Source organism: Desulfobulbus sp. (assembly GCF_030824455.1).
Lineage (GTDB): Bacteria > Desulfobacterota > Desulfobulbia > Desulfobulbales > Desulfobulbaceae > Desulfobulbus.
The window spans coordinates 150,011-168,393 of record NZ_JAVBXR010000010.1; the positions used below are offsets into that span (position 1 = coordinate 150,011).

The following is an 18,383-nucleotide window of genomic DNA, read 5'->3' on the forward strand; positions in this document are numbered from 1 at the left end:
GTTACATGTTCTCTTTGTTCATGGGGCGCTTTGACTTTCCAATCGAACTCTCATGCGCAGGTGTCTGCGTTGCAGTTCAAAACAACAAGCCATTATTTTATCCTGGCTTTCCGAGTCGATTTGGTCAAAATGCAGGGCAACGTAATATAAATTATCTTCCACCCTTCGACAACGAACAACATGGCCTAAAGCTCTAATGATTTCGATGTCATGGGTCGGCAATGTTAGTTCAATTCGAACTTTTTTGCTTTTTTCCAGCGGCTTGTGGAAACTGCACAAAAGGCCGCTGCCGCTGAGGTCAATGGTGTCGCCAAGAAGTCTCCAGCTTTCTCCTTCTTTGGCCATTTCCTCTGGGACGGCTGACGAGGCGGAAACCCTGGCGGTTGCATCCACCCTGAAATAGTTGCGGGCTTGTGTATGGGTGACGATTTCCCTGGCGGTCAATTCCAAGGTTAATGGATCTTTAATCTGATCAATGTCAGCAGACACGGAAACCGTTTTATCGGTTAAGTCGATCATCACCATGCAGGATCTGCTGGTGTCAACTTGATCGACTGCCAATCGCCCGTAAGGAAAGGAAAGGGTGAATCCTGGGGGGGCGGCTTTTCCAAAAAAACAGTTCACCCGTTCCTTTTCAATAACGCCCCGAAGCGGAATAGCCGCTCGAACCGCTGCCCCCTCTTTGAGGTGTAGAAAAAAACTGTTTAGTAATGGCAAGATGTTACCTTCTCTCGAATTGGGAAATATATTTTACTAGATTGCCATAAGCGCACCGAGAAGGAAAGAATTATTTGGGCAAGGGAGGCGTCAATAAACAAAACGGCGCAAGCGTGAGTGGGGGCGAACGGAATTGACGAAGGCGTGGAAATTAGTTGGAGACGGAAATGCGCCTTCCCGTCTGGTCAATTTTGGGCAGGTAGCCTTGAAGGACAGTGTTGCCTTTTTTTAATTTTTGCATTTCATTGCGCTGAACAGCCATTATTCCTTTAATGTGGGAGGCCATTCGGCGATTCCATTCCTGTATTTTTTGCATTAACGCCAACAGCTCTTGCATTTGAGTGCTTTTCTTGAGCTCTTGATGCTTTCTGATGAGTGCAAGAATCGCATTGTCGTTTTCTTTGACGCCTTCTTGTAATTCATTCAATATAGCGCATAACGAAAAAACCGATTCATTGTCTCTGGAATGGATGGCTTTTTCAATTTTTTCATTGCACTCGGCGATTATTTTGTACTGATCGAGTGATTGCTGAATAAGTAGATGTTCCATTTTACATTGCCGCCGCTAAGGGTCTGTAAGCAACTGTTCCTGGAGCATGTGTTCCAGAAGCTTCTCGCAGTTCTTTTTTATTGGATTCTATGGCTTGCGCCCATGTTGTTCTCAATTCAGAGAGCAGCTTCTTCACTTCCAACAGGGGCTCGACGTTGTTTTTCAGATTTGCATCCATCATCCGGTTGAGCATGTACCCGTAAAGCGCGTCCAGGTCTTCGGCCAGTTTCGGATTCAGGGAGTGATCAAGCGTAGCCGCGAACTCGGAGATAATAGCAGAGGTTTTGTTGATGTAATAGGCCCGCTTATCGATTACTCCGTTTTCAATTGCCTGGATGGCAAGGGAAACGAACCGGATGGCGCCGTCATACAGCATGAGCATCAACTGTTCCGGCGAGGCGGCGTTGACCGTGTTGGCCATGTATTGATTGGTATATCCGTTCATTAGTTGCCCCCACTCACCATGTTGTTAAGGATCGACATTTGTTGAGTCAGGTATGAAGATTGTGAGTTCAAACCGCTTACCAGGGTTTCCATGGCGCTAAATTGCGCTTCCAGGGTCTTTTGCCGTTGTTCAAGCCGGGCTTCCGTGGAGGTTATTTTACTGTCGATTCGTTTTAGGCTGTTGGTAATGCTTTCTTTTCTACCGCTTAGCAATCCTGTGCCGGAATTGGTGACGTCGTACAAGTAATCCTTGAACTGAGTGGCCAATCCGTCAGCGCCCTCTTCCCCGGCCAAGAGGCTGACAACCCCGTCGAGATTGTCGTTGATTGCCGCAGACAACGTTTTGTCGTTGACCACCAGCGTGCCGTCTCTCTGGGTTTCAAAGCCGAGCTGCGACATCGTCGTGAACACCCCGGAATTTTCAAATGGTTTGGTCAACATGGATTGCAGATGGCGTTTGATGGCGTTAATGCCTGCGTCGCCGCCAAGCACGCCCCCGCCTTCTTCATTGATAACCGATTGCCCGGTGATAAAACTGATCACCTCGTTGTAACCCGTGGCAAAGGCTTCAATGGTCGATTTGATGCTGCTTTTATCGACGTTTATGTTGAGGCTCGTGGTTTTGCCCGTTTCAGCCTTGAACAAGTCCAGCGTCACCCCAGGGATAGCCTCGGTCAGCGTATTGGAATCGCTGTAAATGTCGATCGTGTCCACCCGAATATGCGCCTGCGCAGCCGCTTGAACCGGTGGGTTGACAATCGTGCCGCTGCCGTCATCGACATTAAAATTGCCAAGCGTGTCCGTGCCTCCGGTCAGTCCGCTGCTGTCGAGCGAAAAGGTCTTGCCGACATTCTCGCCGGTCAGGGCCAAGCGATACGGCGTGCCGGTTCCGTCATTAATGATTGCCGCAGACACTCCCAGATCGGCATCATTAATCGCCTTCATCATCCCTTCGAGGGAGTTGTTTTCAGTGGTGATTGTTATGCCGTGACTTGTGCCGTCCACAGTAAGATTTAAACTGCCCGTACCAAAGGTCGAAGTCGACTTGCTGGCCACGCCGCTTGTTGCGACCGATTTTTGCACCTGGGCCAAAGAAACGACTTCCACCTGATAGCTGGTTCCAGGCAGCGCGTCCCTGGAAACAGAGGCGGAAAGAAATTCCTCCGAGCTTTGCTTGACGGAACGTTGCAGCAACGTGTCCCGATAATTGAGGTTTTTAATCGAATCGGAAAAAGATTTTAACTTGGTGTCCAGTTCGGTAAAGGCAGACAACCGATTGTTGAGCCACGTTTTATCAGCTTCAAGGCGAGTGATGGGCTGTTTCTCCAAGGCCATCAATTGCTCGACAATGCTGCTGGTTTCCATTCCTGTTGCCAAGCCGCCGAATTGAATAGTCATGGCTCATATCTCCGTTGGGACTGATTAACTCACTGTGTTGACAAGATTGCCGCTTAATTCCTTGAGCTGTTTGCTCAAGTTGACGAGTTCTTCCGGCGGAATCTGCCTGATTACTTCATCGGTGTCACTGTCGACAATCTTTACAAGCAATTGTTCGGTGCCGCTGTCGCGTTCAAAACGAACGCTGTACAAGCCGTCTTCGGTGATGGATTTAATTTGGTTAAGCAACTCTTCCGGCTGCACGTTGCTCTCTTCCTGAGAGCTGGCCGGCTGTTGCTGTTCGACTTCCTTGCGTTGGCTGTCCACCTTCTGGGACGGTTCATTGGCTCGGGGCGGGCTGTAGCTGGCTGTGCCGACTGCTTCGATATTCATCTGTTTACCTCCTTGTAATAAGAAAAATATCAGGACCTGAAGGGGCCCTAATTGGCCCCTTCAGGAGGGATGGGTTACTGAAGCAGGCTCAAAGCCAACTGCGGGCTTTGGTTGGCCTGGGCCAGGATCGAAACGCCTGCTTGCTGCAGGATGTTCTGCTTGGTCATGTTGGACGTCTCTTGCGCGATGTCTGCGTCAAGAATCCGCGACCGGGCAGCCGAAACGTTCTCGGAGATGTTCTGCAGGTTGGAGATGGTGGATTCAAACCGGTTCTGGATCGCGCCGAGGTTGGCCCGTTCCGTGTCAACGAAGCTGATTGCACTGTCGATAACCGAGATGGCTTCGCTCGCCCCGGCACGGGTGCCGATGTCGACCGCGCCGACCGAATTCAGCTCGCTACCTTCTGTTGCAGCTGCAAGAACCGTTGTTGCTGAAGTTGAACCAACGGAAAAGGATTTTTCCGAGCTGATGGTTACGTTGCCTCCAGCCGTAGCGGATTCGCCAGTGGCGTTTGTCTGGACGGCCGACCCCGTAAGCGTCTCTCCGTCAGACTCCATCCCCTGGAGACTTACGTCACCTGCCGCCCAATCGACTTGGATGTCATATCCCTGGGCATTTTTTAAGGTGATGGAAGCCTTGTCGGAAGCCAATTCCGCCGTGACGCCTGTTTCTGCTGCTTTGGAGTTAATGGCGTCTGCGAGTTCCGTAAGGTCGCTTGTGTCGGTAATATTGGCGGAAATAGTTTCGCCGGTTGTATTTTTTCCGGAAAGAGCAAAACTCTGCGCGCCGGTTGCGCCAACTGTGAGTTGAGCATACGTTACGGCTGTTGCGCTAACGCCAGTTGAGCTGGATTTGTTGTTGATCGAATCTGCAATGGTTTTTGCAGAGGCAGAGGCGGCCACGCTGACAGTATCGGTTCCGAGTGAACCGGAAACGGTCAAAGTTTGGGCAACTACGTTGTTGGTTGTAGCAGCGCCAGCTGTATTAATGGTGCCGCCAACTTCATGCTGATGAGCGCCGATCTGGGTGGAAGAGGCTCCGCCAACGGAGAAAGAGATAGTCTCGCCGGCATTGGAGCCTACCTGGAAGGACTGGGCGGTAAATGTGCCGTCAAGAACCTTCTTGCCGTTGAAAGAGGTGGTGGTCGCAATACGGTCCAATTCCTGCTGCAGCTGAGCTACTTCTTTCTGCAGGGAGGCGCGGTCCGTACCGGTGTTGGAATCGTTGGCCGATTGAACAGCCAACTCACGCATACGCTGGAGGATGTTGGTGCTTTCCTGCATTGCACCCTCAGCGGTTTGCGCTAAGGAAATACCGTCATTTGCGTTACGCGTGGCCTGGTTGAGGCCGCGCACTTGAGAGGTCATCCGGTCGGAAATGGCCAGACCGGCCGCATCGTCCTTAGCAGAGTTGATCCGAAGACCACTTGAGAGACGCTGCATGGACTTTGCAAGATTGCTTTGGCTTGCGCCGAGATTGCGTTGAGCGTTGAGAGAGGCTACGTTTGTGTTGATTGTAAGTGCCATGATATTCCTCCATGAATATTGTATTGGCTTGTACTAAAAAGTGGCATCCTTGCCGGGTGAAACGGTTTGTTGCTTTTTACTGCTGGTGTCTGTTGCGATAGCCTCCTTTTATTTGAAGAGTATCATAAAGTGCCAAATGAACACTTGCCTTTCTTTACTCTTCTTATCGGCATGCGACCTGGCAGCCTTTAGGGAAAAATATTTGACGCGTTCATTTTTTCTGGTCCGATCTCAAATGTTCAACCAATTGAATTTTCATAAAATTTTAATTTGTGTCGCCGATGAGCAGGTCTAAAAGCAAAGAAATGAGGAAAAAAAAACCGAGCGGAGTCCATCCCCAAAGCTCTGCTGGTCCTGGGAGGGCTGTTTCCGGCAAGGGCCGAGCGCTCAACCTGGTGCTGCGGCAGCTGGAGTCAAAGGTTGCATCGCTTTCGCTCGAGGAGATTGCAGCTTATTTGATGCGACAATCTCTGGCGCCCACAGACCAAGCCTTGTGCCTCTCTCAATTGGCACGAATCTGTGCGCAACAGAATCAGATGGAAAAAGGTGCGGCTCTGGTTGCTTTGGGGCTTGAATCTTCGCCCAATGATTCGCGTCTCTTGATTGCCGGAGGTTTGGTCCAGGCGAAGGCCGGCAACACCCAGTTTGCGGTCGATTGTTATGAAACGGCTCTGCTGCAAGAACCGGAGAACACCGAGGCGTTATCGAATTTGGCGGATCTGCTCATCAAGCTGAATCAGTGGTCGTCGGCAGTGCCTTTTCTGGTGCGTTTGCAAGGTCTTCTTCCTGGCAACTCCTTGGTTTTGCAATTTTTAGGCACCGCATACATCAAGATGAATCTCTTTGAAGAAGCGCTTGCCGCTTTTCAGCGTTGTCTTGAGCTCGAGCCGGGGTCTCTGGAAGCTCTGATCAATATCGGCGTCAGTTTGCGGCAGTTGCGGCGTTACGACGAGGCAGAGATAATATTTCAACAGGCGCTCCAGCGTTCCCCTGATCATCCGGAGCTCCACAATTCGCTTGCATGGCTCTATTCCGATCTTCTTGTCTTTGACAAGGCAGTGGTTCACGCTGAAAAAGCCTGCGCTCTCCAACCAACAAATATCAATTTCCTCTACTGTTATGGATATTTGTTGCGGAGATTCAACCGGAGGGACGCGGCGCGGGCGGTGTTTAAAAGGGCATTGGCCATTGACCCTAACGACACGGCTGCCCGGTTTGGTTACGCAGAACTCATTCTGGCCGAAGGTGCCCTTCAAGAGGGGTTGGCCTGCTATGAGTCACGTTTTGAAGTGATGCAATCCTGGTTGGCAGGTCCTTGGCCGGTTTGGGATGGGCGGCAACCGGCAGGCAAGACTGTCTTTGTCCAACATGAACAGGGCGTGGGGGATACGATTCAATTCTGCAGATATCTGCCGCTGTTGCATCAGGCCGGTGCAAGGGTTGTCTTCTCCTGCCAGCCGTCGTTGATTGCGTTGGTGAGGCGTCTCAAGGGGATTGACGCGCTTCTTGCCGCTGATTCCATTGATTACTCGCAACTGCAGGCCGACGCCCAGATTTCCCTGTTGAGTTTGATGGGAGTGTTCGCAACCACCATGGAGACCATTCCGGCTGAATGTCCGTATCTTGTTGCCGATCCGGCGTTGACGGCTCGGTTGGGGCGGCAACTCGTGCCAACAAAGAAATTCAAGGTGGGGTTGATTTGGGCGGGCAATCCGAAGCAGGCTGAAGATCACAATCGCTCTTTGCATCTGAGTCAGCTTGCGCCATTAGCGGAACTCACCGAGGATGTTCAGTTTTATTCTCTCCAAATGGGGTACGCCAAGGAGCAGGTCAAGTTGTGCGGAGACTCTTTGGGGCTCGTTGACCTTTCGTCCCACATTGGAAATTTTGACGACACCGCCGCGTTCATGGCAAATATGGATCTAATTGTCAGTGTTTGCACGTCAACGATCCATCTTGCTGGGGCGCTTGGTCGCCCATCGGTTGCTCTGCTCCACTCGGCCGCCGATTGGCGGTGGTTTCTTGACCGCGAAGATTCACCGTGGTATCCGACCATGCGCCTGATCCGACAGCCGGCGCCTCGACAGTGGGAACCGGTTTTGGAGGAATTGATTCGATATATTCGCGGGCAGCTCGGAAAATGACGGAAGTGTCAGGCGGCGTCGGGAGTGGGCGGCTGGTGAGGCGTGCAATCCATGGGCGGCCAACCGATTGTTGTTTTTCTAATTCAGGAGGGAAGAGTGAGCCAACTTGCAAAATTGGAGCAATTTATCAAGCAATTGAAGGCAGACGTCTATCCGGAACTGCCTGCTGAGCCGCATCTTTCCATCACTGCGCAGATGGTTGAACGATTGCTGGCCAAGGCTGGCGTTGTTGGCGGGCAAAGCGTGCTGGACGTCGGCTGCGGCCAGGGGTTGGCTATGCGCCGTTTTTTGGCCGCAGGTTTTTGCCCGGTTGGCGTCGCTTTGGGTGAGGATGTGGACATCTGCCGCCGGGAAGGCCTGGATGTGCGGGCAATGGACCAATCTTTTCTCACTTTTGAAGAGAGTTCCTTTGACATTATTTGGTGCCGTCATGCCCTGGAACATTCGCTTTTTCCTTATTTCACACTTTCTGAATTCAGGCGGGTGGTGAAGGAGAGCGGAATAGTATACATAGAAGTGCCGGCGCCGGACACCAGCTGCCATCATGAACGCAATCCCAATCATTACAGTGTGTTGGGGAAATCGATGTGGCTCAGCCTTTTTGACCGCGCGGGGCTTGAGCTCGAAGAAGATCTCGACATCAATTTTACCGTGCCGGCCGGGCCGGATCTCTATTGGAGTTTTTTCCTCAGGCCCCGGGGTGACGCCACTGGCTAAAAACATCTATTGCCTTTGCTGGACGCTGGCAACCGAGTTGAGAAGCGATTTCGCGGTGTCGGTCCAGGTAAACCGAAGCATGTCTTTGCCGGCCTGTATTCCTAACTCCTCGATTTGCTGTCTGTGGTGATACGCATACTCGATATGATCAATCAGTTGCTCCACCGAGGGTTCTTCCCAGTCGGCCCATAAGACTTTGTTGGCGTCGTAAATTGGATAGGGAGATAATTTGTCCAGATGCAGGCTGTTCTCCCGTGAAAGAACATCCTTGTGCCCGCTGGTGACCGAAGCGATTACCGGTTTGCCGCATGCCATGTACTCCATCAGCACCAAATTGGTGCCGCCCTCGCACCGATTGGGGAAGACGCCCAGGTCGGTTTTTGCATAGATTGAGGCAAGTTGTTCGTTGTCAACGGCTGAGAGGGTTATGATTCGCTTTGGATCAAGGCCGTTAATGCGGTAGAGATGGTTCATGAATTCGCTCCAGTTGTTGCCGTAGGGAGTGAACATCATATGGCGGGAGTGCTGGAACATGGCCACGGTTTCCGGCCAGAAATTATACCACATGTTCATCAGAATGATGTCTTCGTACTTCTGCTGTATTTTCCTGAAGGCGGCGATCACAATATCCTGGCCTTTTCTCAGCTCAAACTTTCCTCCGGAAAAAACAATAAACAGGTTGTTTTCTTTTTTCTGTTTCACTGGGTAAAAGCGTGCCGGATCAATACCTTGAATCAGGACGCCGTTGTTGGCGACGCCGTTTTTCTCAAGTTTTTGCCGACACCAGGAAGATCCGGCAAGCACGAGATCGTATTGCGCGGCGTTTCTCTTTGATTGTTCAGTGAGTTCGTTTTCAAAAAAAGTATAACCGATGTTTGTTGCGCCTCGTTGAGGGTGAAGCGGATTGAAGTCGCGATCCGCAAGGGCATGAAAGACGGTTCCTTGAACATGCATGGGCGTGGTCTCGTCAACCATCACAATGGGCGCGTTGAGTTGCCGCAATTCCTGCTCGATATAGCGGCTGCAAATGCCCCATCCAAAATTGTTCCCCTTTGCCAGGGCCAAATAGAGTGGTTCGTTCATTGGATCCTCTTGATTCTAGGGTCAGTAGGCAAAAGCAGCCCTGGCTTTGTCCAGAAAATAAAGCGCTCTGGCCTGGGTCAGATGATGGGTGCGCAGATGTTCGCGACTGTTCTGTCTGACGGCAAAGTATCTGTCGTTGCTGTTGAGCAGCGCGTCAACCTTTCTGTGCAAGGTTTCGGCGGTGTCGAAAAAGAGTATTTCCTCGCCGTCTCGGAACGGGTGGGGAATATAAAGCGGCATTTCCTGGCAGATCTGAACGCCATTCACGGCGCTGTTTTCCCAAAACCGGAATGTGTCGTATCCCGCCCCTGGCAAACTGAGTGTAAAATAGCAGGATTGCAGCATTTTGTAGTAGTCGTTGCGCCCGTATCTCCCTGTCGGCTTGTTGTTGTCTGATGTAGGGATACAAGTTGTCGAGAACAGGGTGTCCTGATACCAGCCGCCAATTTTTTCTATGAATGCTTTTCGGTTGTCATCCTGGGTGCTGCCCAAAAATCCTATGCTGTATCGTTTTTCTGTTTGATCAAAGCTGGCAATGAGGTTGAAGATCTCTTCGGGCAGGGCCATGGGCAGGGGGATGCTGTAATCGCTGCCGTCCGTTTCTCTACGGAAAACCAGGTAATTGCCCGGGCGAAGGGCAACAGGTTTGTCTTCGCCGTCAATGATTGCCAGCCTGCTGCGGGGGGACAAATCCAGGTTGTTGAGGCGTGCGAGGCTGCGGACATCGGCCACAATAAAATCAAAGAAGTCGTTTTTGATTTTCTTTTCAATGTCGTCCCGGTCTATCTCGCCGTTGTCCGCTGGAAACCAACCTGGGGCAAGTTGATCCTCGGGGCAAATGCCCAAGCCGATAACCCCAGCGTAGAGGCAGTCTTTTTTGGGGTACTCAACGACGGCAGGCCCCAGTATCTTGCGCAACCCGTGGAGCAGCAGGTCGGGGATATAGTTGGGATACGGGTCAGTGAGGAAAAGAATTTTCATTGATCGCAACGGAATGTTTTTATTGGGCAGTGCGGCGGCAAAAGGGTGATTGAGGCGGGAGGCTTATTTCCATAAGACAAGTCCTGTGCCTGACCAGTGGCCCAAAGAGGTGAAGTCGAGCTTGGGATGCTTGATCGAGCGCCAAAGCTCAAGCATAACCGGCATGCGAATATCGTCAAAGACAAACAGTGGACAGGGCGCGGCGAATTTGACGCTTTCGAAGAAGGCGCAGAAGAAGTGTTCCATCAGGCCGTCTTTTGCCGCGTCGACGAAAACGATGTCAGCTTTGGCCAGATCATCCCTTTGCGTTTCGGCGAGGACCGGATTGCTCAGGTCAACGATGCGCTGTTCGAGGTGTTGGTCAAAATCGTCTTTGGCCAGCCCAGACCCAGGGTATTGATTCCAGGGGATGACGTCGTAGGTGACGATTTTTCCTTTTTTGGGGAGAAATTTTTTTAAGGCAAGCGCGCTGGCGCCGGTGGCCGTGCCAATTTCGATGATTAATTCGGGCTGCAGTATTTTCACGAAGGCGGCCAGCAGCTTGTAGTGTTCGCCTGGCCAGAGTTGAATGTAGGCTGCGCTTTCAGCGTCGAATCGTTTGGCGATCACCGAAAGGTCAATGTTCTTGGCATGTTTTGCCGCTTTGAGGGCGAGTTGGATCAACTGATCAGTGGGTTGGTGCAGGTCGTCGTCTTGGCTCAGCGCCAAAGTGGGAAACGTATGGCGCGCCATTCCATGGTTGAGCTGCTCGAGATTTCTGAAAACCGGGAGATTGGGATGCGTGTTCCGCAGTTGCTGCATCCCTTGGCTTGCCTGCGGATGTTGCTGATCAAGCAAAAGGGCTTGGCGATACGTAAAGAACGCTTTCAGCGGGTCGCCTGACGAGGCATGTATTTCTGCGAGGTTGTTGTAAAAATCTGCCTGGGTCGGGCTGAGGAGGATAGCCTGCTCGATCAGTCGAATTGCTTCAGCGCGATCTCCCTGTTGAAACAATCCAACGCCAAGGAGATGCAGTGCTTCAGGAAACGCCGGATCAAGCGCTAATGCCTTGCGATAACACGCAATGGCCTGATCAATGCGCCCTAATTGATGCTGTGTTGCGCCTTCTTGAAATAAAGCCAAGCTGTTCATGGGGAAATCCTCTCGGCGATTCTGGGTTCTTGGTTATTTGTTGAGAGGGAACCATTTTTCAAGGAATTTTCGTTGGTTGCTCTGGAGTATGTCCTGCCGGTAAACGATCCTGCCCATGTAGTTGATCGGAACGTTTTCCTGGGCCCCGGAAATGCCCCATTCGTGTTCATATTCATCCACTGGGATAACGTAACAGGCGAGGCCCGCATTGAGAACCTGCATGCCCATATCCCATTCTTCCATGAAGCATGGGCTGTATCGAGCATCAAAGAGCAGTTTGTTGTCGAGAAATCGTTGTTTGTGAATGGCGAAAAAAAAACCCGATATATCGTGAGTTCTAGTGGGTTGGTTGAACGTTCCCCTTCTGTAGTACTCTATAATTTCTAAATTTGCGTAATCGTTTATTGTCCCTTCAGGGCCGACAAGAACGGCGTCTGGGAGATGCAGTAAAAAATGCTCAAGCTGGTCGACAGCGTTTTTTTCGATATGAAGATCTGCGTTCAGGATAAAAATTGAGTCTCCTTCGCTCATATTTATTCCTGCGTTCCACGATCTGCTGACGCCTATGTTGACGTTATTGTATGTAAATTTATCTATTCTTTTGTGTTCTTTTAAGGCTTCAAATGCTTCTTTACTGTTGAAAATGCAAATAGCCTCTCCTGGGATGTCATTTAAATCGTTCAGTAAAGAGATGATGTTGTATTTTCTGTCTTCATCCAAGTGCAGAATCGGGATGACAAAACTTCTGTTAGTGGAATTCATCGGTTTAAAGTTGTTCTATAGTTAATGAAATCTCTGAATAGATGTCGTTGGGAATGGGCTTGATTGTTAATGCTTTTTTCAAGTATTCCTTGGCTTTTTCCTTGTTTTTAAAGGACAGCAATATTTCAGCTGATTTGATCAATAATGCATAATTTTGCGGATAATAAGCGGTGAAGATTGCAACGATTGAGTCAACAGCCTCCCATGCTCCTGCGGCCGCAGCTTGGTGAAGAACCGTGAAATATGGTTGTGTTTCTCTTCTTATTTCTGTTTCCAGAGCCTGTTCATCGAGTAATTGACCATACAGAGCATTGACCGCATAATCACCGATAATAACCTCCATGACGTCTGGAAGTCCTAAATGTTTCATGTTGTTTAGCGCATAATTCCGATGGTGGATAATGCTTTCGGTGTTTTCGAGATAGGCGTCGATCTTAAAATACATCTGCATGAAAAAACGTTCGAGATTGTGACGCTCCAGTAGCCCGGGGTAGACAAAAGTATGCCTGCTGGGACCGTATCCCATGGACATTTCCTGTGACGGCACGGAAAAATAGAGCAAATGATTCGATTTGAGAACTCTACGAATTTCAAAAAAAAGTCGGTGCGGATTGGTCAGGTGCTCAAAAACCTCGTAGCAATAAACGGCATCGAAAAAATCGTCGGCAAAAGGCAGTGGGGTTTCGCTGACGTCCACTAGATGCACATTGTCAATGCCAGATGCCTTCGCATCAGTAATGATTTTTTCGCTGACGTCTGTGCCGTGAACCTCATTGTCGTTATTGATCAATGCCTGCAGTAGCGCGCTTGAACCAAAGCCCACTTCAAGGACTCTCGACTTCTTCACCAGAGGAAAGACGCCGACTCCTTGGCCGGCGGGGGAGTAGTTGCGGTAAACCGTTTCAGCAATGGACATCGCTTGTGAACCCATCTGAAAGCATTGATCTGTCCCGCCTCGCTGTCGGGCCGCGGCGTTTGGACTTCTGGACGCGGCTGCGGGTGTGGGCGATTCGCGGCATCAATTTTGAAAAAATGAGGACAAGAAGGAAAGGGCGTGCGGGATAATGTGCGAACAGAACCCTGTCGGCGGGAAACGATTATTGCCAGACGCCCTGGATGATAAACGGTTGGTGCTCGGCAGGTTGCTGGGGCATGCACTCTTCCCAAAGAAACCGATCCGTTGAGTTATTCTTAAGTGATTGATTTGATAAGTGCAAGGGGCTTTGAACATGGGCTCCGGCAGACAGAGTGTTTTCTAGTATTATCGCCGACGCGGATCTATTATATCGAAACATGATGATTTTCATGGCGTGTTTTTTGGGGGTATATGGGGAAGAGAATGGGGACGGTGTGTCCGTCCCCATTGTGAGGCGTCAGGTCGTCAACCGGGTGTTAACCCTGGAGCAACTGGAGGGCAAGCTGCGGGGTCTGGTTGGCCTGGGTAAGGATGGAAACGCCGGCCTGCTGGAGGATGTTGGCTTTGGTCATCTCCGAGGTTTCCTGGGCAATGTCGGCGTCACGAATCCGCGATCTGGCAGCGGTGAGATTTTCAGCAACATTTTGCAGGTTGGCGATGGTCGATTCAAATCGATTTTGGATGGCGCCGAGGTCGCCCCGTTGCGCGTCGATTTTGCCGAGAGCGGCATCAACGATTTTCAAAGCGTCGTTGGCGCCTTCGATGTCGCTGATGTCAATGGCTGTTATCGCCTCAAGACCTGAAATGACGTTGTCCCCAGCAGCGGCGTTGTTAAAAACGCTTCCCGCCGTATTGGCCAGCGTTGAGGTGGCGGTGTAGGAGTCTTGAGAGGAAAGTTCAACCGTTCCCGAAACCACGACGCTGCCTGTGGCGTCGCTCAAGGAGGTGGTGGTGTCTCCGTCCTCTCCCACCGCACGAAGGGTGCCGGCTGACGAGTGGGTGAAGCCTGAAATTTCAATATCTTTGCCTTCGGCCTGGACAAGTTGCAACGATCCGCCGTCAATGACCGCAGTGACTCCAGTGGTGCCGCTTTGATCGTTGATTACAGAGGCGAGGTCGCTGAGATCCGTTGTCGATACAGCCGCATTCACGGTTGCCGTGTTGCCGCCGCTGCCCAAAGTCAGGGATACAATGCCGGATGCAGAGAGCGAGTCGAGGGTGACTGTGGTTCGGGCGGTTGCCGTCACTCCGGTTTTTGAGGCGTTGTTGGTAATTTGCGTAGCAACGTCCCACGCTGTGGAGTTGGCCCCAATGGGAATCGTCGCCGCCCCTTTGCTGCCGTTAATGGTTAAATCTTGTGCGGCGATGGTGTTTACCGCAGGAGTTGGGAGCGTTGCCACTGGAGTCGTCAGGGAACCGGTGCCTTGATGCGCGACCGAGTTGACGGCGTCTGCAGAGGCAAGGGTATACCGACCTAGATCATCGGCCGACATCGATTTTATCGATATACCAATGGTTTCATTGGCATTAGGGCCAACCTGAAATTGTTGGGCAACAAAGGTGCCGTCAAGAATTTTCAAGCCGTTGAACGTCGTGGATTGCGCAATGCGGTTCATCTCCGATTTCAACTGATTGACCTCCGCCTGGAGAGCGGCGCGGTCAGCGGCGGAGTTGGTGGCATTGGCGGCCTGAACCGACAGTTCTCGGATGCGTTGCAGGATGTTGGTCGATTCCTGCATCGCGCCCTCAGCGGTCTGGGCAAGGGAGATGCCGTCGTTGGCGTTGCGGGAGGCCTGATTAAGGCCGCGAATCTGCGAGGTCATCCGGTCGGAAATGGCAAGACCGGCGGCATCGTCCTTGGCGGAGTTGATGCGAAGTCCTGAGGAGAGTCTTTCCATCGAGGTGGCAAGATCTCCCTGGGAGCGGGATAAATTTCTCTGGGCGTTAAGGGACGCGACGTTTGTATTGATCGTTAAAGCCATGGTATCCTCCATGAATTTTTTAGCCACGGTCGTCCAATGGTTGACCTAGGGGCTAACGATACAAACGTAACTGCTCTCTCAAAGCTTGGTGCTGTCTCTCAACATACTCTTCGGAGGTTTTTGCAAGAGGCTTTAGTGTTTTTTGCAGGAAATAAAAAAAGCCGCTGAATACATTGTATTCAGCGGCCTTGGGAAAAAGGCAGGGTGTAGGGAAATGTTATTTTTCTACTGTGGGAAGCGGGGTCCGTGTGTCGTAACGGGGATCTTCAAGAATCACCTGCAGGCCTTTGTTGGTTTCCGGGGCGTAGAGAATCGGGCCGGAGAGGTTCAAGGTGATTTCTTTGTGCTCGGACACCGACACGATCGACAAAACAAAACAGGCGCCGTTCTCCGCAATGCCAAGTTTTTCTCGTTCGTTTTCGTCGGGCAAGACAACGTAATCCAGAAAAAAATTGGTCGGATCGGTGACCAAAAACGCGAAGGCTGGATCGTCAACGCATTGAATCCAGAAAAGCGGGCCTTGCTTTTTGTTGGGCATCACCAGGAAATTCTTCAGTTGGTCAAGGCCGACGAGTCCTTCCGGAAAATGGATGATGTGGGACGGATCGTATTCTACCTCGCCAAAACGAGTATTGATGGTTTTCATTTTTTCAACGTCCTTCCTGCAAGCTTGTCACTGAGGATATCGAGGTCGGTCATATCCCAACCGGCCGCTGCTTCAATATTTTCCTGACGGATGCGCTCGTAAACCTCTTGACGGTAGATCTTGGTGTCGCGGGGCGCGTCAATGCCAATGCGAATGCCGCCGCTTTTCATCTCAATGATTTTGACGACAATATTGTCCCCGATGATAATGCCTTCACCGGGTTTTCTGGTCAGAACCAGCATAATCACACCTGTAAAAAAAATCGGGACAAGCCCGCAAGAATATAAGAGAACGAAAAAGAACCTGCGCGCGGGCTTGATTGCCTTCAGCAATGCTGAAGACAATCAAGAGCGACAGCAGGAATTCTTTATCGATAGTATCGTGTAAAAGAAGATAAAAGGCAAGCAGTTTGAATTGGTTGGCGCACTTAGATGAAATCTAGGATAGAGAGTTGGGAAACTTTGGATGTTACACTGAGCGCGGCTTGGAAGGCTGTCTCCTGTTGAACAATGGCGTTAAACGCCTCGATGGCGTCGGCGTCCTCGTATCGGGAGAGGATTTGTTTGAGATCAACGCGTACGCCTTCCTGGTAATCCATGGCGGTTTCCACCCGGCTGGCCCGGTTGCCAAGTTGGGAGCGCAGACGGCGGTTCTGTTCAGCGGCGCCTTCCAATTCGTCCAAGCTGGTCTGCATGGCGGTTTGATCATTGGCGCGGATGGCCTCTTCCGCCTGGGTAATTTCTGTGAAGAGGTTGAAGCGCTGTTCGGGCACGCTGTCTGGAACTTGCGTGGTCGGATCGGCCGGATCCCAGGCTGAAGCCCCGAAGAAAAGATCACTGCCGGTCAGGTTCACTTGAATCAATTCCCCGGTGGTGATTTCCAGAGAGGTGGTGTTGCCGTCTCCGTTGTATGAATAAGGCCAGGTCGAGGGCACTGCCGGATCGTACCCAGCGGTCGTGTACCCCGAATTTTTGGTAAAGGGTTGGACGTCTTCCTCGTACCCGGCAAATAAGTATTTGCCGTCGACCGTGCCGTTGGCCGCATCAAGCAGTTCTTCGCGGATTTGCGCGAGTTCGTCTGCCAGGACGGTCCGATCCGCTTCGTTGAGGGAGCCGTTAACCGCGTTGGTCATGATCTCTTTGGCCCGCTGCATGATGTTTTCCACGTGCTCCAGATGACCGTCGGTGGCCTCCATGGTGTCCAGCGATTTGCCCATGGTTTCCATATAGCGGTCGACATTGGAAATCTGTTTGCGGGTGTTGAGCACCGGACGGATTGAGGCCGGATCGTCGGAGGGCTTGTTGAGTTTCTTGCCGGTGGCGCCAATCTGGCGGAGTTCTTCCAGTTGCGAAGACACATTGTTCAGGCGCGTGCCCAGCATTCGATATGTTGTTCCCTGTGTGGCTTTCATGGCTTATCCCTTGAGCTGGAGAAGTGCGTTCATCATTTCATCGACGGTGGAGAGAAATTTGGCTGATGATTCAAATCCGCGTTGATATTGAATGAGATCAATCATTTCCTCTTCCAAGGAAACGCCGGAATAGCCGTCTCGGAGATTTTGCAGCTGCACCGTGGCGTCTTCCGCGCCCGAGAGGGCCAGTTCATTGCGGGCCGCCTCAATGCCGACCGAGGAGACCATCTGGCTGAAAAAATTATCAAAAGTGTCGCCGGTGGCCGCAACCTTATGGGTGACCTCCAACTGAGCGATGCGCAACGCGTTTTCATTGTCGCCGGGAGCGGCGTTGCTTAGGCCTGCGGCCGCCACCTCGGAGGCGTAGCCGATGGTGACAAAAACGTTGCGGCTTGGAACTTCGCCAGGAAGCAGGGTAGCCATGTCGAGAAAGAAATTTCTTCCAGTCACTCCGTCCGAACCATAGCCGGCAGCGTGTTCCGTATTCACCGCAGTGGTCAGGTCGGTGGCCAGCGTGTTGAGACTGCTGCGCAGATCGGCAATAAAGACGTCGCGCATTTCAAACATGCCTTTGAATTTGCCCCCAAGATTATCAAGGGTGACGTCGAGGGTTGAGCCGGCGACTTCGAGCTGCAGGCTGACGTCCGTACCCGAGGTGACGGTCTTGATGGTCGCGGCAAGATTGCCTTGCACCAGCGGCATGCCGCCTGGCAACTGCACGGACAACATGCCGCGATTGTCGGTGTAGGTCTGGACGCCGAGGGTTTCGGAGAGATCCTTGACGATCAGATCACGTTGATCGCGGGAGGCGTTGGCTGTCTGACCGGAAATTTCGATCAAATTGATTCGGTCGTTGAGCTTGGCGATTTCCGCTATCTTTTCATTGAGGTAGTCGACCTCGCCGATGATTTCGGTATTCATGTTCGAGACCACGGTGTCCATGTCGTCGGTGATGCCGCGAAAGGCCTCGCCCAACAACTGACCTCGCTGCATGACCACGTCGCGCTCCACCTGACCGCTAGGGTTGGCGGTCAGTTCCTGCCATGCGTCAAAAAAATCGTTGATTTCCGTGGCCAGGTTGTCTTCTGAAACGTTAAAAATTCGTTCCAGTTCCGCCAGCGACCCGGATTTTCCGGTCTCTTCGCCGTATTCAATCGATTTGTCCTGGAGTTGGCGGTTGATGAACACGCTGTAATCCCGGGTGACGTTGGACACCGTCACCCCTTGGCCAATAAAGAAGTCGCCAAAGTTGACCGCCGGGATCTGCATCAACTCGGCGCGTTGCCGCGAGTAGCCCTCGGTGTTGACGTTGGCTATATTGTTGCCGACAATCTCAATCGATTTCTGATTGGTCAGCAGGCTGGTTTTGCCGGCATTCAGTGCGTTGAGAAGACTGGTCATGGGCGTTGTGGTTTCCCTGGCGCTCCAATTGGGTTTTGGGGAGCTGTTTGATTGTTTTGCAGGCGGTTGTCATGTTGCGCCTTGGCAACAAACTGTTACGTTATGATACTATCGGCACAATCCGGGAGTGAGTTTAGCTGTTGCGGGGAATTTCTCGACGGGTTGCGAGATGAGGGCGATGCTGGGGGAAAGAAGAAAAACC

The 18,383-nt window shown here is 51.6% G+C and carries 18 protein-coding genes and 1 pseudogene; 2 read left to right on the top strand and 17 right to left on the bottom strand.

What is annotated here, in order from left to right; translation table 11 throughout:
* Positions 1–18: 18 nt before the first annotated feature.
* The 7 genes and pseudogenes from RCH93_RS01690 to RCH93_RS17875 form a co-directional block, all read right to left on the bottom strand.
* A complete protein-coding gene (locus RCH93_RS01690; protein WP_306546470.1) occupies positions 19–717 on the bottom strand; it encodes a PilZ domain-containing protein in 699 nt (232 codons plus the stop codon).
* Between the two features lie 151 nt (positions 718–868).
* Complete coding sequence (locus RCH93_RS01695; protein ID WP_306546471.1) at positions 869–1,267, bottom strand: hypothetical protein; 399 nt, start codon at positions 1,265–1,267, stop codon at positions 869–871.
* A gap of 1 nt (position 1,268) precedes the next feature.
* On the bottom strand, positions 1,269–1,712 hold the full coding sequence (fliS, locus tag RCH93_RS01700) for a flagellar export chaperone FliS (protein ID WP_306546472.1): 444 nt from the start codon (positions 1,710–1,712) through the stop codon (positions 1,269–1,271).
* Positions 1,712–3,109: a flagellar filament capping protein FliD gene (gene fliD, locus RCH93_RS01705; protein WP_306546473.1), complete on the bottom strand. Its 1,398-nt coding sequence runs from the start codon at positions 3,107–3,109 to the stop codon at positions 1,712–1,714. The genes fliS and fliD overlap by 1 nt, the downstream gene beginning before the upstream one ends.
* A gap of 24 nt (positions 3,110–3,133) precedes the next feature.
* Positions 3,134–3,481, bottom strand: coding sequence for a flagellar protein FlaG (locus tag RCH93_RS01710; RefSeq protein ID WP_306546475.1), 348 nt, complete (start codon positions 3,479–3,481; stop codon positions 3,134–3,136).
* Positions 3,482–3,555: 74 nt separating this feature from the next.
* Complete coding sequence (locus tag RCH93_RS17870) at positions 3,556–4,038, bottom strand: flagellin (RefSeq protein WP_373693242.1); 483 nt, start codon at positions 4,036–4,038, stop codon at positions 3,556–3,558.
* Positions 4,039–4,104: 66 nt separating this feature from the next.
* Positions 4,105–5,007: pseudogene (locus RCH93_RS17875) on the bottom strand (flagellin hook IN motif-containing protein); the annotation flags it as partial.
* A gap of 305 nt (positions 5,008–5,312) precedes the next feature.
* On the opposite strand from RCH93_RS17875, the gene RCH93_RS01720 reads away from it, so the two are divergent.
* Positions 5,313–7,151, top strand: a complete 1,839-nt coding sequence (locus RCH93_RS01720) for a tetratricopeptide repeat protein (RefSeq protein WP_306546479.1) — start codon at positions 5,313–5,315, stop codon at positions 7,149–7,151.
* Positions 7,152–7,247: 96 nt separating this feature from the next.
* Positions 7,248–7,868, top strand: a complete 621-nt coding sequence (locus tag RCH93_RS01725; RefSeq protein ID WP_306546481.1) for a bifunctional 2-polyprenyl-6-hydroxyphenol methylase/3-demethylubiquinol 3-O-methyltransferase UbiG — start codon at positions 7,248–7,250, stop codon at positions 7,866–7,868.
* A 6-nt stretch (positions 7,869–7,874) separates the two neighbouring features.
* On the opposite strand, the gene RCH93_RS01730 is transcribed toward RCH93_RS01725, so the two are convergent.
* The 10 genes from RCH93_RS01730 to flgK form a co-directional block, all read right to left on the bottom strand.
* Positions 7,875–8,951, bottom strand: coding sequence for a glycosyltransferase family 4 protein (locus RCH93_RS01730; RefSeq protein ID WP_306546483.1), 1,077 nt, complete (start codon positions 8,949–8,951; stop codon positions 7,875–7,877).
* A 21-nt stretch (positions 8,952–8,972) separates the two neighbouring features.
* Positions 8,973–9,932: a glycosyltransferase gene (locus tag RCH93_RS01735; protein WP_306546485.1), complete on the bottom strand. Its 960-nt coding sequence runs from the start codon at positions 9,930–9,932 to the stop codon at positions 8,973–8,975.
* Between the two features lie 63 nt (positions 9,933–9,995).
* Positions 9,996–11,063 (bottom strand): tetratricopeptide repeat protein, encoded by a 1,068-nt coding sequence (locus RCH93_RS01740; protein ID WP_306546487.1) that lies wholly within the window; start codon positions 11,061–11,063, stop codon positions 9,996–9,998.
* Between the two features lie 33 nt (positions 11,064–11,096).
* Complete coding sequence (locus tag RCH93_RS01745; protein ID WP_306546488.1) at positions 11,097–11,783, bottom strand: glycosyltransferase; 687 nt, start codon at positions 11,781–11,783, stop codon at positions 11,097–11,099.
* Between the two features lie 46 nt (positions 11,784–11,829).
* Positions 11,830–12,756 carry a bifunctional 2-polyprenyl-6-hydroxyphenol methylase/3-demethylubiquinol 3-O-methyltransferase UbiG gene (locus RCH93_RS01750; RefSeq protein ID WP_306546490.1) on the bottom strand — a complete coding sequence of 309 codons (927 nt, stop codon included), beginning with the start codon at positions 12,754–12,756 and terminating at the stop codon, positions 11,830–11,832.
* 461 nt (positions 12,757–13,217) lie between these two features.
* Positions 13,218–14,723, bottom strand: coding sequence for a flagellin (locus tag RCH93_RS01755; RefSeq protein WP_306546492.1), 1,506 nt, complete (start codon positions 14,721–14,723; stop codon positions 13,218–13,220).
* Between the two features lie 217 nt (positions 14,724–14,940).
* Positions 14,941–15,369, bottom strand: a complete 429-nt coding sequence (locus tag RCH93_RS01760) for a flagellar assembly protein FliW (protein ID WP_306546495.1) — start codon at positions 15,367–15,369, stop codon at positions 14,941–14,943.
* On the bottom strand, positions 15,366–15,611 hold the full coding sequence (gene csrA / locus RCH93_RS01765; protein ID WP_306546497.1) for a carbon storage regulator CsrA: 246 nt from the start codon (positions 15,609–15,611) through the stop codon (positions 15,366–15,368). The genes RCH93_RS01760 and csrA overlap by 4 nt, the downstream gene beginning before the upstream one ends.
* A 185-nt stretch (positions 15,612–15,796) precedes the next feature.
* Positions 15,797–16,780 carry a flagellar hook-associated protein FlgL gene (gene flgL / locus RCH93_RS01770; RefSeq protein WP_306546499.1) on the bottom strand — a complete coding sequence of 328 codons (984 nt, stop codon included), beginning with the start codon at positions 16,778–16,780 and terminating at the stop codon, positions 15,797–15,799.
* Positions 16,781–16,783: 3 nt separating this feature from the next.
* Positions 16,784–18,181, bottom strand: coding sequence for a flagellar hook-associated protein FlgK (flgK, locus tag RCH93_RS01775; RefSeq protein ID WP_306546501.1), 1,398 nt, complete (start codon positions 18,179–18,181; stop codon positions 16,784–16,786).
* Positions 18,182–18,383: the final 202 nt, after the last annotated feature.

What these genes read in the sequence shown, in the direction of transcription:
- RCH93_RS01695 (WP_306546471.1), bottom strand. Translation starts at nt 1,267, where the DNA reads ATGGAACATCTACTTATTCAGCAATCACTCGATCAGTACAAAATAATC.
- fliS (WP_306546472.1), bottom strand. Translation starts at nt 1,712, where the DNA reads ATGAACGGATATACCAATCAATACATGGCCAACACGGTCAACGCCGCC.
- fliD (WP_306546473.1), bottom strand. Translation starts at nt 3,109, where the DNA reads ATGACTATTCAATTCGGCGGCTTGGCAACAGGAATGGAAACCAGCAGC.
- RCH93_RS01710 (WP_306546475.1), bottom strand. Translation starts at nt 3,481, where the DNA reads ATGAATATCGAAGCAGTCGGCACAGCCAGCTACAGCCCGCCCCGAGCC.
- RCH93_RS17870 (WP_373693242.1), bottom strand. Translation starts at nt 4,038, where the DNA reads ATGGAGTCTGACGGAGAGACGCTTACGGGGTCGGCCGTCCAGACAAAC.
- RCH93_RS01720 (WP_306546479.1), top strand. Translation starts at nt 5,313, where the DNA reads ATGAGGAAAAAAAAACCGAGCGGAGTCCATCCCCAAAGCTCTGCTGGT.
- RCH93_RS01730 (WP_306546483.1), bottom strand. Translation starts at nt 8,951, where the DNA reads ATGAACGAACCACTCTATTTGGCCCTGGCAAAGGGGAACAATTTTGGA.
- RCH93_RS01735 (WP_306546485.1), bottom strand. Translation starts at nt 9,932, where the DNA reads ATGAAAATTCTTTTCCTCACTGACCCGTATCCCAACTATATCCCCGAC.
- RCH93_RS01740 (WP_306546487.1), bottom strand. Translation starts at nt 11,063, where the DNA reads ATGAACAGCTTGGCTTTATTTCAAGAAGGCGCAACACAGCATCAATTA.
- RCH93_RS01750 (WP_306546490.1), bottom strand. Translation starts at nt 12,756, where the DNA reads ATGGGTTCACAAGCGATGTCCATTGCTGAAACGGTTTACCGCAACTAC.
- RCH93_RS01755 (WP_306546492.1), bottom strand. Translation starts at nt 14,723, where the DNA reads ATGGCTTTAACGATCAATACAAACGTCGCGTCCCTTAACGCCCAGAGA.
- RCH93_RS01760 (WP_306546495.1), bottom strand. Translation starts at nt 15,369, where the DNA reads ATGAAAACCATCAATACTCGTTTTGGCGAGGTAGAATACGATCCGTCC.
- csrA (WP_306546497.1), bottom strand. Translation starts at nt 15,611, where the DNA reads ATGCTGGTTCTGACCAGAAAACCCGGTGAAGGCATTATCATCGGGGAC.
- flgL (WP_306546499.1), bottom strand. Translation starts at nt 16,780, where the DNA reads ATGAAAGCCACACAGGGAACAACATATCGAATGCTGGGCACGCGCCTG.
- flgK (WP_306546501.1), bottom strand. Translation starts at nt 18,181, where the DNA reads ATGACCAGTCTTCTCAACGCACTGAATGCCGGCAAAACCAGCCTGCTG.